The sequence below is a fragment of the Streptomyces sp. NPDC018693 genome (assembly GCF_044391385.1).
Classification (GTDB): Bacteria; Actinomycetota; Actinomycetes; order Streptomycetales; family Streptomycetaceae; genus Streptomyces.
On sequence record NZ_JBIRZZ010000013.1, the window covers coordinates 87,419 to 101,978 of the forward strand.

The 14,560-nt window shown below is 76.2% G+C and carries 7 protein-coding genes; 1 reads left to right on the top strand and 6 read right to left on the bottom strand.

The window, feature by feature from the left end; all coding sequences use genetic code 11:
• Positions 1-4: 4 nt before the first annotated feature.
• Genes ACH5AC_RS28935 through ACH5AC_RS28955 form a run of 5 tightly spaced genes read right to left on the bottom strand, consistent with a single transcriptional unit; the run spans position 5 to position 12,480 of the window.
• Positions 5-1,822, bottom strand: coding sequence for a hypothetical protein (locus ACH5AC_RS28935; RefSeq protein ID WP_398865129.1), 1,818 nt, complete (start codon positions 1,820-1,822; stop codon positions 5-7).
• Positions 1,819-5,403: a DUF5682 family protein gene (locus ACH5AC_RS28940; RefSeq protein ID WP_398865130.1), complete on the bottom strand. Its 3,585-nt coding sequence runs from the start codon at positions 5,401-5,403 to the stop codon at positions 1,819-1,821. Before ACH5AC_RS28940 ends, ACH5AC_RS28935 begins: the two co-directional genes overlap by 4 nt.
• Before the next feature lie 5 nt (positions 5,404-5,408).
• Positions 5,409-6,584: an AAA family ATPase gene (locus ACH5AC_RS28945; protein WP_398865131.1), complete on the bottom strand. Its 1,176-nt coding sequence runs from the start codon at positions 6,582-6,584 to the stop codon at positions 5,409-5,411.
• A gap of 53 nt (positions 6,585-6,637) precedes the next feature.
• Entirely contained in the window at positions 6,638-11,629 is a 4,992-nt protein-coding gene (locus ACH5AC_RS28950) for a hypothetical protein (protein ID WP_398865132.1), read from the bottom strand.
• Entirely contained in the window at positions 11,626-12,480 is an 855-nt protein-coding gene (locus ACH5AC_RS28955) for a DUF4132 domain-containing protein (RefSeq protein WP_398865133.1), read from the bottom strand. The genes ACH5AC_RS28950 and ACH5AC_RS28955 overlap by 4 nt, the downstream gene beginning before the upstream one ends.
• A 268-nt stretch (positions 12,481-12,748) precedes the next feature.
• Between ACH5AC_RS28955 and ACH5AC_RS28960 the strand changes: the two genes are divergently transcribed.
• Positions 12,749-14,116, top strand: a complete 1,368-nt coding sequence (locus ACH5AC_RS28960; protein ID WP_398865134.1) for an alpha/beta hydrolase — start codon at positions 12,749-12,751, stop codon at positions 14,114-14,116.
• Positions 14,117-14,137: 21 nt separating this feature from the next.
• Here the strand turns inward: ACH5AC_RS28960 and ACH5AC_RS28965 are convergent, their stop codons facing one another.
• On the bottom strand, positions 14,138-14,527 hold the full coding sequence (locus tag ACH5AC_RS28965; protein WP_398865136.1) for a cold-shock protein: 390 nt from the start codon (positions 14,525-14,527) through the stop codon (positions 14,138-14,140).
• Positions 14,528-14,560 lie beyond the last annotated feature (33 nt).

The window sequence follows — 14,560 nt, forward strand, 5'->3', positions numbered from 1 at the left end:
ACCCTCACCCCACCGCGGCCGCCGCTCCCTTCCCCGCACCCCACGCCGCCGCGCACAGCGCCTTGTCGACCTCGGCCGTGTAGAGCGCCGCCGCGAGCCAGGCGCGGGAGAAGCGGGCCCGGTCGGTGGGCAGGAGACGGCCGAAGACGTCCCGGGTGCGGTCGGCGGACGCCGCGTGGAGGTCGTCCAGGAGATCGCCCGCCGTGGCGAGGCCCAGGGTGCGCAGCCGCCGGCTGTCGCCGGTGCCGCCGCCCGGCAGCGCCAGCACGCGCCGCCCGCCGGAGACCGCCTGCCGCACTCGCCGCCGCAGGAGGTGCAGCGGCGCCTCGTCGCCCAGCGGGCCGTCAGGTCCGGGCGGCGTCGCGGCGGGCGCCGGCAGATCGGCGCGCGCCAGACGGTCAAGCCCCAGGTCGACGCGGCTCCCCGCCACCGTCGGATGCTCGACGGCCAGCAGCCGGGCGCGCGGCCGCTCCGCCGGAGTCAGGCGTGCCACGACCCGCAGCCGCGCGCCCCGCGCCTGCGCCAGCAGCCGGAGGTTGTCACGGTGGGGGAGCGCCGGGTGGTCGTGGGCGACGGTGAGGCGCAGGGGCAGCCCGGCACAGTCGGCCGGCAGACAGTCGCCCGCCGCCTCACGGGCCGCGCCCAGCAGTGTGACGTCGAGGAACAGCAGGTCATGGGCGCCGCTCAGGGCCCGCGTGACCTGTTCGGCGACCGGCACCGCCCACAGCCGGTCCAGGGGCGGCTCGGTCCAGGACGCGCCGGCCGCGCGCACCGCCCGTACTCCCGCGCCCGCGCCCAGTCGGCCCGTGGGGGAGACCGTCGCCCCGGACACCGCGAGTCCCGCACGCGACAACTCCCGGTGTGTCAGAGCCGTGTCGCCGAGGCGTACGGCCCGGTCGGCGGCGCCCGTGGCGCGGCCGGGGCCGCCGGGGGCCACGTCCGAGACGGTGAGCAGCCGGCCGTCGGCGTCGGCGGTCCAGGTGACCGCCCCGGCATAGCCGGTCGCCGTGAGGACGGGCTCCGAGAACAGGCCGTACAGCCGAAGGGAACCGTCCGGTGTGTACGGCTGCCTCACCGTGCCGCGCAGGGCGGTGAGTTCCGGCCCGGCGGCGTCCGGGACACGGCGGCCGACGAACAGCACGTCCCGGAGCGCGGCCACGAGGTCATCCAACCGGTACGCGGGATCGCCGGAGCGGGCCGCGCGAACGGCCGTGACCACGGAGACCGCCGACGCGGCGGCCCGGTGCAGGCCCGCGAGCCGCGCGGTGTGCGCCGCGCGCAGCAACTGCGCCTGCAGCACAGCGCCCGCACCGTCCGCCCCGGCTTCCAGCACCGCGGCCGCCGCCTCCCGGACGGCCTCGGCGGCGGCACACTCGGCCGACGTGGCCGATTCCGCGGCATTGCGTTGGATCGGCGTTGCGGTCTCGGCGGCGGAGCCCCTGTTCGGCGCCGCGGCCTCGGCCTCGGCTTCCCCGGGCAGCTCCTGCCGCTGCGGCTTGTCCGCAGGTGAGCCGGCACCCGGAGCCGCGTCCGCCTCCGCCACCGGCGCCGCCGAAGCCGCCGCCGCGCGGTGCAGGCAGTCGGGAGCGAGGAGACAGCCGCAGCGGATCGCGTCCGGGTCGGTCACCGCGCCGCCGGGGGCGTGCAGGACCAGTTCGGTCTCGTCGTCGACGGCGATCCGTACGGTGTCGCCGTCGACGGCGACCGGACGGGCCGTCAGCTTGGCGACGCCCGTGTCCAGGCGCTTGCGCAGGCGGGGCGAGAGGGCCGCGACGAGTTCGGCGGTCACGGACGCGGCGACCGGGGGCAGTTGCGCGGTCATGAGATCTTCTCCCCTACCCAGCGGGCGAGTTCGAGCGGACTGAGCGCGGCGACCGGCATGCCCGCGGCGACGAGCTGGCCGGCGACGCCGGTGGAGTAGCGGGGACGGCCGGTGTCGTCCAGGCCGGCGCAGCCCAGCACATGGCAGCCGGCCCCGACCAGCGCGCGCACCTCGGCGAGCAGCCCGCCCAGCGGATAGCCCTCCTCGAAGTCGCTGACGACCACGACGAGCGTGCGCGACGGGACGGTGACCAGCTCGCGCGCGTGCCGCAGCCCCGCCGCGATGTGCGTGCCGCCGCCCACGCTGACCTCCAGCAGCAGCGACAGCGGATCCTCGACGTGACCGGTGAGGTCGATGACCTCCGTGGAGAAGGCGAGGAAGTGCGTCGACAGGGTGGGCACACCGGCCAGCACCGAGGCCGTCAGCGCCGCCCAGACCGTGGATGCCTCCATGGACCCGGACACGTCCGTGACCAGGATCAGCCGCCAGTCGGCGGCCCGCCGTGCGCGGGTACGGAACACCGGGCGCTCGGGGATCACCCGCACCGTGCCGTCGGGCAGCCGGCGGGCGGTCGCGAGGTTGGCCCGCAGGGTGCGGGGCAGATCGAGGCCACCGCCCGGCCGTCTGCTCGGGCGGGGCAGCGCGGTGCCGTGCAGCGCGGGCCGCAGCCGGGTGGCCAGCTCCCGGGTCAGCGCCTCGACCAGGCGGCGCACCAGGGGGCGCAGCGCGGCCAGTCGGGCCTCGGGCAGTCCGCCCGCGTGCCGCAGCACGGTCCGCAGCAGATCGACCGAGGGCCGTACGGCGTCCGGGTCCAGCTCCGCGAGCACGTCGTCCCGCCCGGCGGCGGCCGCCGCGGCCAGCACCTCCTCGCGGATGCCAGGGCCGAACAGCGCCGCCAGCTCCTGCGACCACTCCCGCACACCGGGGTACGGCATCTCCCGGCCGCCCCCGGACCCGCCCAGGTCACCCCGGCTGCCCTCGCCCCGCCCGCTGCCGTACAACTCGTCGAGGGCGGTGGCCAACGGGGCGGCGGACACCGGCAGTTGGTCGGTGTGCCGACCGAGCAGCAGCCGCCAGCGGTCGGCGGGGGCGAGGAAGCGATCGGCGCGGACGGGGCCCGTGGCGGGGGAGTCGGCGGTGCTCACGTCCGGGCCGGAGCCGACCGCCCTCCCCTCGACACCGACCGCCACCGGCAGCAAGCCCCATGTGCTCAGCGTCGCCCGCGCCTCCAGGTCGGCCCGCGTCCACGCCGCGAGGGCGGCCGGATCGGCACCGCCGGTGTCGTCCGGTCGGGACACACCGACCCGCTCCTCCACGGCGGTCAGCAGCCGTTCCCGCGCCGCGGGGCTGAGCGTGTCGAAGCCGCCGCGCAGTGCGGGCAGCCGGTCGAGGAACTCCCGGTCGGGCAGCTCGCAGACCCGGTCGAGCAGGGGTTCCAGGGTGGGCGGTGCCGCCTCCAGAAGGGGGCCGGCGGCCGTGAGCAGACCGGTGAGCCGCGCGGTGAGCGCGGCCCGGGACGGGCTGTCGCAGGCCGCGTCCACCCAGGAGACGACCAGGACACCGAACTCCCGCGCGTCCGCGTGCCCCAGCAGTACCCGTACGGCTCCGGCGGCTCCGCGCATCAGCGGGGAACCGTCGGCCGCCAGCCGGGCGAGCGCGTCGGTGAGCCGGATGCCGCCCGACTGGTCGGCGCGGTGGGCGAGTTCGAGCAGGGCGTGGGCGTCGGCCGAGTCCTCGGAACCGGTGAGACCGTCCACCTGCCGCACGGCCGCCGAGGTGAGCAGGTCGGCCACGGTCGCCGCCCGGGCCGTACGCCGTTCCTCGGCGCCGAGCCCCGGGATGTGGCCGGCTCGCAGCCGGTCCAGCAGGGCCAGCCCGGCGAGCAGTTCGGGCAGCGTGCCGGAGCCCGGCAGCACGTCGGTGAGATCGTCGAGGCGCTCGTCGGCGAGCTCGGGCAGCCCGCACTCGGCAGCCCGCTCCAGCCCCTGGAGGGCCTGTGCGGCCGTCGGACCGCCCTCGTCGGCCTCGGCGCGGCGCCGTTCGCGCAGCACCCCCTCGGCGGCCTGGGCGGAGGTGACCCCGCGCATTCCGGCGACGGTCAGCATCGCCGCCGTCGCGGGCGTCCAGCGCACCTCCCAACGGGAGGTGAGCGCCTCGGCGCCGCCCGCGCCGACAACCTCCTTGACCTCCCCGTACGGCACACCGCACACCGTGAGCCGGCGCAGCAGCAGCTCCCTGCGGCGGTCGAGGTCCGAGCGCAGCGGATCCAGCCGCAGATCCCGGGCCACCGTACGCGCACCGCCCGACTCCGGCCCGGGCAGCCCCAGCGCCGCCGCCTCCGCCTCGACCGCCGGAGCCAGCCCACTGCGCGGCGCACCGGGCGCCGGACGTCCGGTGCGCGTGCCGACCAGCACCCGCTCCATCGCCCGCGCCACGGCCCGGCCCCGCCCGTACGGTTCGCCCTGCGCGAGCACCGTCTGCACCGCCTCTACCAGCTCACCCCGGCCCGCCGCGGGCAGCCCGCGCAGCCGTGCGAGGTCCCCGGCGAGCCGGCTGATCTCCCGCGCGTCGGCGGGCCCCGACGGATGACCCAGATCGCGCAGCTCGGTGCACACCCGGACCGCCGCCCGCGTCAACGCCTCCTCCAGCGCCCCCGGATCACCGGCCGCCCGCAGCACCATGTGCTGCCACTCGGGGTCGCGAATACCCGCCGGGTACCCGGACCGCTCGTCGAGCAGCGCGTAGGCGTAGGGGATGAGCGAGGTCGTCCATCCGGACCGTCGCTCACCCGAGGCGGAGCGGACAATACCGTTCCGCTCACCCGGGTCGGGCGGGCCGATACCGTCCCACTCATCAGGAACGGACGGGCCATCACCGTCCCGCGCACCCCCCACCAACGCCGGCGCGTGAAAGGCACCGACCACCGCCGCGGCCCGTTCCCCCCGAGCCGTGGCCGAGGCCAGACAGCCGCGCATCCACCGCTCCCGCCGCAGATCCAGCTCGGGCACCCCGCCCGCCGCCGCCGCGTCCTCGCGCAGCGCCCACCCGGTCAGCAGCGCGGCCCGGCGCAGGGACTCCGGCGGCGAACCGGGTGCGGCGGCCTCTACCAGGCGGTCCCACAGGTCGTCCCCCGGGCGCCCGGTCAGCCGTGCCCGCAGCGCACCGGCTAGCCCCGGACCACCGGCCGACGTCCCCTCCCGCCCCTCGCCCCAGGCCCGGTCGGCGAGCGGCAGATCGCACGCCAGCACCGGCACGTCATGCCGCAGAGCCCAGCGCACCGCCGCCAGTTCGGGCGAGAAGTCCGCGAACGGATAGAACGCCGGCCCCCCACTTCTGCCGTCACCCGGCGCGGCGGCCAGCGCCACCGGGGCACGCGTCTCCTCGTGGCCCAGCCACGGCAGCCACTCCTGCATCTCCCCGGGCAGCTCGACGAGCACCACATCCGGCTTCGCTTCATCCAGCAGCGCGGGGACGACGGCCGCCAGCGAGGGCGCGTGGTGCCGCACCCCGATCAGATAGGGACCGTCCGGATCGGTCAGCGCGGCGACGGCCGCGTCCGGGGAGCCGACGATGCGTGACACGACCGTCAGCCCTCCAGCACCGTGCGCAGATCCCACAGCGTCCGCCAGGTCGCGGACCCCTGCTCCGCGCGCCGCCGCACCGGGCCGTCCCAGTAGCCGCGCAGCCGGGCCGCGTCGGCGGGGTCGTCCTTGCGTACGACGCCGAGGAGATGGCCGGGCAGCAGCCCCAGCACATCGCGGTCGCCGGGGAAGTACGCCGCGGCCAGCCCCAGGGCACCCGCGACGGCCACGGCCTCGGCCGTGCTCATCACGGTCGAGGGCCGCTCCACCTCCCACCCTTCCGCGGACCGCCCCTCACGCAGGTCGCGGAACGCGGTGACCAGGGCCTCCAGCACCGCGTCGTCGACCTGGAAGGGCGCCCCGGCCCGCTCCACGGCGGCCCGCGCCTGGCGGCGCACCAGCGCGGTCTCCGCGTCGAGGTCCCCGATCGGCCCGACCGTCTCGAAGTTGAAGCGGCGCTTGAGCGCGGCCGACATCTCCGAGACGCCCTTGTCCCGCAGGTTGGCGGTGGCGATGAGGGTGAAGCCGGGCGCGGCGTGCGCCAGGGCGTCCGCGGTGCCCGCCAGTTCGGGCACCGCGATGCGCCGCTCGGACAGCAGCGACACCAGGGAGTCCTGCACCTCGGGCAGACACCGGGTGACCTCCTCGACCCGGGCGACGGCGCCCCGGGACATGGCGGTCAGCACGGGGGAGGGCACCAGCGCCTGACGGCTCGGCCCCTGGGCGAGCAGCAGGGCGTAGTTCCAGCCGTACTTGAGCTGGTCCTCCGTGGTACCCGCCGTGCCCTGGACGACCAGCCCGCTGGTACCGCACACGGCCGCCGCCAGCAGCTCGGACAGCATCGACTTGGCGGTGCCGGGCTCGCCGACGAGCAGCAGACCGCGCTCTCCCGCGAGCGTGACGACACACCGCTCGACCAGGGCCCGGTCACCGACGAACTTCCCCTCCACGACCAGCCGCCGCGGCACCCCGTCGGGCACCTCCGCGTCGTCGGGCAGTTTCAGTGCCTGCCCGTCGCTGCCCCTCACGAACGTGACGACGGACCGCGGCGTGAGCCGCCAGGCGGGCGGCCGGGGCCCGGTGTCGTACGCGGCGAGGAAGGCCAGCTCGGTGGCGTACCGCTCCTCCGGCGGGACGATCTGCCGGGTCGCGTCGGCGGCGGGGGCGAGAGTGGTGGTCATCGAGTGGCGCTCTTTCGACGGGGACGGGGAAGCGGACGGAGCGTTGTCGGTTCTCATCGCCGCCGGCCCTTACGGGTCGCCCGTGTGGTGAGCTCCTCGTACGCCGGCGCGTCGCCCGCGCGGACCCGCTCCCAGGCGCGCGTGAACAACTCGGGCACCGGCACCAGTGGTACCGCGCGCGCGTACCCGACGATCGGGTAGAGGCCCCGCTTCCAGATCTCCACGGGCAGCGCGGGCGACTTGAGGTCGAGCCAGCCGCAGGGCAGGAAGAGGGTGCGGCCGGCCCGTGGCCGCTTGGCCTCCACGACGAGGTCGGTCGCGGCGAGTTCGGCGCGGGCCCTCTTCAGCCGGGCGGGCTTCCACCCGGTCCAGCGGGCGCAGTTGCGGTCCGTGGGGTCGGGCAGCGCCAGCAACTGCAGATACAGCGCGGCCGCGTCCCCGCTCAGGCCGTGGGCCCCCGCCACCTCGGCGACCAGCGCGGGCACACTGACGGTCGGGTCCTGGGCGTACCCGGAGGACCCTTCGGATCCGCTGTCGGCCGCGACCGCGCGGGCGAGGTCGTCGCCCAGGATCGCGCGCAGGGCACGCATGCCCCCGCCACGCCAGCTGTCGACGAGCCCCTCGACCAGCTCGAACACCGCGTCGTCGGGCCCGGTCAGCCCGGCCGGCCGGACCAGCACCGCCTCCTCGTCGGCGTACCAGGGCCGCAGGACGAGCGCCTCGCCGAGCCGTGTCAGCCCGTCGGCCCCGGCGCCCCCGGAGGCCGGCAGTCCGTGCGCCTTGCGCAGGGCGACGCATGTGGTGCCGCCCTGCTCCGCCCTCGAGATGCCGAGGTCCAGCAGGAGCCCCGGATCGGCGACCCGGCGGCGCAGCGCGGCCAGGCCCTCCGGCAGCTTGGCCCGCAGGGGGTGTCCGTAAGGGAGGCCGTAGGCGAGCGTGGTCAGGGCGGCCACGCAGTGGGTCAGGTCGGAGCCGCCGGGCAACGCGGTCGGGTCGTCGGGGACGAGGTTGCCCTCGCCGTCCAGCCGCTGGACGGTGGTGCGGGTGAGCCAGGGTGTCCGCGCGGGGTTGAGCATCTCCTCGGCGGTGGCGGTGGGCACCCGGCTGAGGTCGAGACCGGCGGCGACCTCCTCGGGCAGGCGCAGCTGCCCGCCCCGGCGCTCCTGCCACACCCGGCCGGCGGCCGCCGTGTCCGGCCCCGACGTCCACAGGTCGGCCGGGTCCCGCGGCAGCAGGGCGCCCACCAGCGCCGCCCGGTCCGCCGCGGTGAGCGAGGCCAGCAGCCCGTTTCCGAGGTCCCGCTGACCCGGCTTCAGTCCGATCAGGGCCAGCACGTCCCCGGACGCCTCCTCCGGCAGCCCTGCGAGCACCAGCGTCGCCTGTACGGGGCCCAGCCCGCCCTCCGTCGCGGCCACGAGCGCCTGCGGGGCCTCGGGAAGCCAGGTGCTCGCCCCCTTGTCCCGGACCAGCCGGGCGACGGCGGCGAGACGCTCCGCGGGGAACTCCGACGCGAACCGGGTCTCCCGGGTCAGCGTGAAGTGGGCGACGGCGCCGAACGCACCGGTCGGGTCGTGGTCCAGCGCCAGCCAGCTCGCCCGGTCGCGGGCCGTGTCGACGCGTTCACAGCCGAGGACCACCACGGTGCGGTCGCCCTGGCGGAGCACCTGCCCGGCCCGCTCCTGCCGGTCGTACGCCTCGGTGAGCACGACCTCCCGCAGGGTGCCGTCGTGCACGGCGAGCGGTCCCTCGGCGACGGCCTCGAACAGCAGGGCCAGCGCCTCCCGGTGCGCCTCGGACAGGGTCGGGGAGGCGGCACGGTAGGCGAGCGGCCGCAGCACGGACAGCACCGGAGGCCACACCAGCCCGATCCCGGGGACCGTGAACTCCTCGGTGTGCCAGCCGCCCTCCAGCGGGGCGCGCCGGGTGTGCGCGGGCAGCGGTCTGCCGTCGGCGGGACGCCCGGACAGCACATGGTTCACCGAGCGGATCTGGCGCAGCGCCGTCCATCCCTTCCGGCCACCCCACCAGCCGTGCTGGTGCGCCAGCCCGGCGGCGGCCTCGCGCAGCGTCTGGTCGTCGCCGTGGACCGGGCTGAGGTCGGCGAACATGCCCTCGACACGACGGCGGTCCACCGGCGTCGGCTCCTGCGGCGGCGGCGCCGCGAACGAGGCGCTGGAGTCGGCGACCTTCAGGGCGCCACGGACGAGTGCGACGACACCCGTCAGCAGCCGTTCGTCGCCGATGCCGGCCAGCAGGCGCGCCACGGCGTCCCGTACGAACGCGTCCTCACCCGGCACGGCCAGCTGCTCGGCGACGGAGCCACCCGCGGCGGCCAGCCGCTCCCGGCGCTCGGCGAGCGCCTCGGCCCCGGCGTGCAGCACCTCGGCCACCTGCGCGTCGGTCAGGGCGCGCAGCAGCCGCGAACCCTCCTCGTCGCGCGGGCGCAGCGCGTGCCAGAAGGCGGCCGGCGGGACGAAGCGGGTGCCGGCGGCGAACTCGCCCCCGCGTTCGTTCACGGTGACCCGGCCCAGCTCCCCGGCGGTGGTGGTGTCGTCGGCGGCGAACAGGACGATCTGCCGGTGCGCCCGGACGGCGACGGGTTCGGCGCCGCCCGGCAGCCGCAGCGCACCGAGCGGCGCGCCCGCACTGCGGCCGCGCGGTGTCGGCAGGGTCGCCGTGCGGCCGTCCGGCGTGCCCACGGTCGTCCGCCGCTCGGCGCCCTCGCCCTCGACCCGCACCCAGCGGCCCAGGACCGTGCCGTCGGTACCGAACGGGCTGTTCTCCAGGCCGGGTTGGAACGGCAGCACCTCGCACGCGTCCTGGTCCAGCCTGGCGTCCTCACGGATCCCGGTCCCCAGGAAGGCGGGCAGCGAGGCACGCCCGTGCGTGCCGGTGGCCGGGTCGTACTCCAGCCACGCCTGCTGCCGGCCCTGCCTGCCCTGGCGCCACAGCGTGGTGCCGTCGCCCAGGATCCGGCGGCGCGGCGGCAGGACGGTGTCCCCGGCGTGCAGGGCGCGGCCGCCGGTGGCCCGGCCCCCGCCGGTCAGCGGGATCGAGGGGTGGTCGGCGTCGCCGTACCAGTGCGGAAGATTCTCGCCGCCCAGGGTGAACACCTCGGACGGGCGGGCGGACCAGTAGCCGTACTGGTGCCGGTCGTGCCGCCACATCACCAGCAGCTCACCGTCCGCGAAGCGGAACTGCGGGCGGTTCCAGCGGTCCAGCTCGACCGGCAGGCGCAGGTCGTGCTCCAGCAGGATGCCGTCCGGGCCCGCCACGACCGCCTTGTGCCGACGGGCGAGGATCAGCGCGGGCCACGCGTCGTGGACGGTGAGGGTGTCGTCGCGGTCGGCGCGGGTCTCGGTGTCGAGCAGCGCCACCGCCTCCTCCAGGGCGGGCCAGCCCAGCTCGTCGAGGATCCCGGCGCGCAGGGTGCGGCCGAGCAGCGGCGCGATCGCGTACCCGGCGATCCGGGCCACCGCCTGCGGGCTGACCCGGGCGGCCACCGGGCGGAAGGGACGCAGCCGCGCCAGCGCCGCGCGGGCGGCGGGCAGACCGGCCGCGCGGAGCAGTTCGCCCGCCGTGTCGTCCAGCCAGGCGCGCAGTACGTCCCCGAGGACGGGGTGGTCGGCCAGCGGCTCCGCCACCGCGCCCGCCGACCGGTGGTCGACCAGCGCGCCGACGGCGTCGTACAGCAGCCGCCGCAGGCGCGGGTCGGCCGCGGTGGCGGTGAGGTCGCGCCGCCCGTCCCGGTCGTCCCGCAGCCAGCGGTCGAGCGCCAGGTGCACGCTCTCGTCCTCGCCCGGCACGGCCAGCGGGATGCCCTCCGCCGCGCACAGGTCCAGCAGGTCGAGGTCGGCGCCGGCGTGCCAGCGGCCGCTGAAGATGTCCACCGGGCGGCCCCGGTCGCGCAGCCGGGGCGCCATCCGCGCGACCAGCGCGAGCGTGGCGGGGGAGCGGCCGGAGACCGACCCGCCGTGCTTGCGGTGGCCGGCCCAACGCCCCAGCCACTCGGCGGAGTCGACCCCGCTGTCGTCCTCGCCGGTCAGCAGCCGGTCCGCGCCGCACTCCGTGAGCAGCGTCAGCCAGAACTCGTCGTCCTCCACCTTGCCGCCCAGTCCGGCCGGCATGATCTCCAGCAGCCGCTCCCGGACGGCCGGCTGCCGCTCGGCGAGGACGGGCAGCGTGGCCCGGTACGCGGTCCAGAAGGAGGCCGGGGCCCGCACCGCCGCCGGGGACGCGATCAGGTCGGCGACCAGCGCGCACTCCTCGGTGACCCGGTCGAGGCCGGCCGCCTTGATCAGCCCGCGCGCGTCCTGCGGCAGCGAGGCGTACGGCGGCATGCCGGCCGCGCAGCGCTCCACCGTCAGCTGCCGGAACTGCGCCCAGGCCGCGGCCGGTTCCAGCCGCCGGGCGAGGTCCTTCACATGTTCCTTGAGCGCCTTCACGGTCAGCGCCCCCGCGAAGGCGAACTCCAGGAACACCGCCTGCTGCCGCTCCTCGTCGACGGCGAGGGCGTGCACCCGCTCGGCCTCGCGGGCCTTGCCGAAGAAGGCGGCGGCGTACGTGGTGTTCTCGTGCTGCAGGAAGACGCGCGCGGCCTGCTCGTAGAAGGTCGGCAGGAAGTGCGGCACGGCCCGGCCGAGCCGGGTCCCGAGCGCCTCGAAGCCCTCCTTGGCGGTGCCCGGGCGGGACTTGGCCTGCCGGGCGAGCCGCTCGACGTCCTTCACCAGGGCCAGCGCGTGATGGCCGTTCGCCGGGTCGTGGACCAGCGCCCAGGCCGGGAAGCCCAGGGTCTCGCGGCGCACCTGCCCCACCTCGGGCGTCTCCGGTTCGCGGGCCAGGCCGAGGAAGTCCAGGGCGAGGTCCTCGGCCTCGCCGAGGGTGCCTGGCACCAGCCGTACGACCGGACGGTCGTCCAGCGCGGGATGGGTGTAGGTGCGGACGGTGAGGGTGTCGGCGTCCTCCCGCGCGGTGCTGCCCGGCGGCAGGACCGCGCCGGCGTCGAGCAGCGCGGCCGCGGCGGTCTCGTCGTACATCGCGTTCATGCCGCCCGCTCCTCGTCCTCGATGTCGCGCCCGGCGTACAGCGCGGCCGCCATGCGCATGCCCTCCGACCAGGCCACCGGCCCGACCTGACCCAGCCTCAGCACCCGGCCGGCGGTGTCGGTGAACACCAGGGGGCCGGTCTCCGCGTCGTCGTAGCCGTCGTAGTCGCCGATCCACACGCGGGCCTCGACGGTGCGGCCCTCCTCCAGGACGGCGCAGACGGAGTGGCCGCCGCGCACCCGGTGGCCGAGCTGGGCGGCCCGGCCGTGCAGGAACCGCAGTTGCTTGTACGTGCCGCCCGCGAACTCGTCGACCTCGGTGGCCTCGGCGTCGAGCGCGGCCGGCCGGTGCCACACCTCGCGGAACAGCTGCTGGGCGCGCTGCTCGACGCCGAGTTCGACGGCGAACTCCCGCAGTTCCTCCAGGTCGTCGAGGAGCACCGGGTGCGGCAGCCGCACCAGGTCGGGGCTGATGCGGACGGTGTCGCCGTCGAGGTCCACCAGGCCGAGGCCGCGCTCGGGGTCGGCGTCGCGCAGGAATCCGGCCACCTCGCCGTCGGGTCCGGTGACGACCAGGTCACGCAGAGCGGACTGCCAGGCCGGATCCGGCCACACGCGCGTGACGACGGCGAGCGGCACCGTCAGCGAGCGCACCATCCAGCGCTCCACGTCGGCCAGGCACTGCCGTTCGTGCCGCTCCAGCCACTCGGCGAGCTGCCGCAGACCCACCACCGCCGGGTCGTCCGCGAGTTTGGCGGGTACGGACTTCAGCCGTCGCCCCGCCGTGTTGCGGCATACCACCTTCCCGCCGTCCAGGGCGACTTCGTAGTCACCGGCCGACACCCACCCCATACGTGCCTCCCGCACCGCATTGATCAAGTCACGGGAACTGTAGGGCAGGCCACTGACAACGCCCGCCGGGGCGGGGCTCACCGGCTACGCGGACCTGCACGGGCGCGCTGCCCTCGGTGGCGAGCGGTTCGAGGATGCTGCGTCCCGTCCGGGGCCGCCGCAGAGAAAACTGCCCTGGACTCCGGGTCGTCAAGTACCGTCGGCGCACTGGTCTTTCGTATTTTCACGCTCCATCACCCCCACCCCCGAGACAGGAGCCGACGACGACATGCGCGCTCCCACCCGCCCCCGGATCGCCCTGGCCGCCCTCGCCCTGACGCTGTCCGCCGCATTACTCGCCTCGCCCGCGCGGGCGGACACCGCGACACCCGCCCGCCTCACCGGCACCCTCGCCGACGGCGCCACCTGGATCGCCGATGTGCCCGCCGACTGGAACGGCACCCTGGTCCTGTTCAGCCACGGCTTCGGCCCGACCGTCGCCGGCAACGCCCCCTCCGAGGCCGTCCGCACCGAACTCCTCGACCAGGGCTACGCGCTCGCCGGATCGTCGTACGACCCGAACGGCTCGATGTGGGCCCTGGAGAGCGCCGAACGCGACCAGTTCGAGACGCTGGACGCCGTCACCGCGAAGATCGGCACCCCGCGTCGCACCCTCGCCGTCGGCCAGTCCATGGGCGGTCTCGTCAACGCGCAACTGGCCCGCGACGGCGCCGGCCGGATCGACGGTGCCCTCGGCCTGTGCGGCCTGGTCGCGGGCGCCACCGACCTGTCCAACTACCAACTGGACGCGCAGTACACCATCGCCCGCCTCCTGCTCGACGACGGACAGGAGCCGCCCGACCTCGTCCGCTTCGGCTCCGCCGCCGAGGCCGGCGCCGCCGCCCGGCGGCTCACGGACGTCGTCACCGCCGCCCAGGCCACCCCGCGGGGCCGCGCCCGGGTCGCCCTGGCCGCGGCCTTCCTCAACCTGCCCGCCTGGTCGTCCGGTCCGACCCCGCCCGCACCGACCGACTGGGCGGGGCGGCAGGAGCAGCAGTACGCGTGGTTCGAGCAGGGCGTCCTGTCGTTCGTCGCGGGCGGACGGTACGCGATCGAGCAGTCCCTCGGCGGCAACAACTCCTGGAACCAGGGCGTCGACTACGCCCGTCTGCTCGCCGGCTCCGCGCACGCCCCGCAGGTGCGGGCGCTCTACCGCGCGGCCGGCCTCGACCTGCGCGCGGATCTCAGGAAGCTGACCGAAGGCGCCGACATCACCGCCGACCCGGCCGCCGTGCACACCGCCGAGCGCACCTCGTCCGCCGGGCAGGGGCTCGCCGTACCGCTGCTGAACGTGCACACCGTCGCCGACGACCTCGTCCCCGTGGAACACGAGCGGCGCTTCGCCGACCGGGTGCGCGCGGCGGGCGACGGCGCGCTGCTGCGGCAGGCGTACGTCGAGCGGGTGGGCCACTGCAACATCACCACCGCCGAGACGGTGGCCGCCCTGCACGCCGTCGAACACCGCGTGGACACCGGCCGCTGGGACGGCACCGCCACCCCGGCCGCCCTGCAGCGGGCGGCCACGGCCCTCGGCCTGGACGGCGCGGCGTACGTCGCGTACCGCCCGGCACCCCTGACCGTCGGCCGCACCGGCTGACGGCCAGGGGAGCGCGCCGGGTCAGCCCTCGACCCAGCCGTGGTGCTTGGCGAACTGCGCCAGCCCGGCGCGGACCTGCAGGATCTGCTCGGCGGTCAGCGAAGGCGCCGCCGTCAGCAGTGCCTCCGTGACGTCCCGCGTGAACTCCTCCGTGCTCAGTACGTCGCACAGCACATCGTCGTCCGGGGTGAGCGGCTTTCCGTCCGCCCCGCGTGCGAGCCGCACGCCCGACGCCTTCGGACCGCGTTCGCCGTCCTCGATCTCGAACTCCACCGCGACACCCCGCCGCACCTGCGACTCCGGCATCAGCATGTCGTTCACGTGCAGGAAGACATCCTCCCCGCCGTCATCGGGCGTGATGAACCCGTAACCTCGCGCGCTGTCGAAGCGCACCACACGACCCGTAACCATCCCGACCCCCAACAGCCTCGAAACACCCTCTTG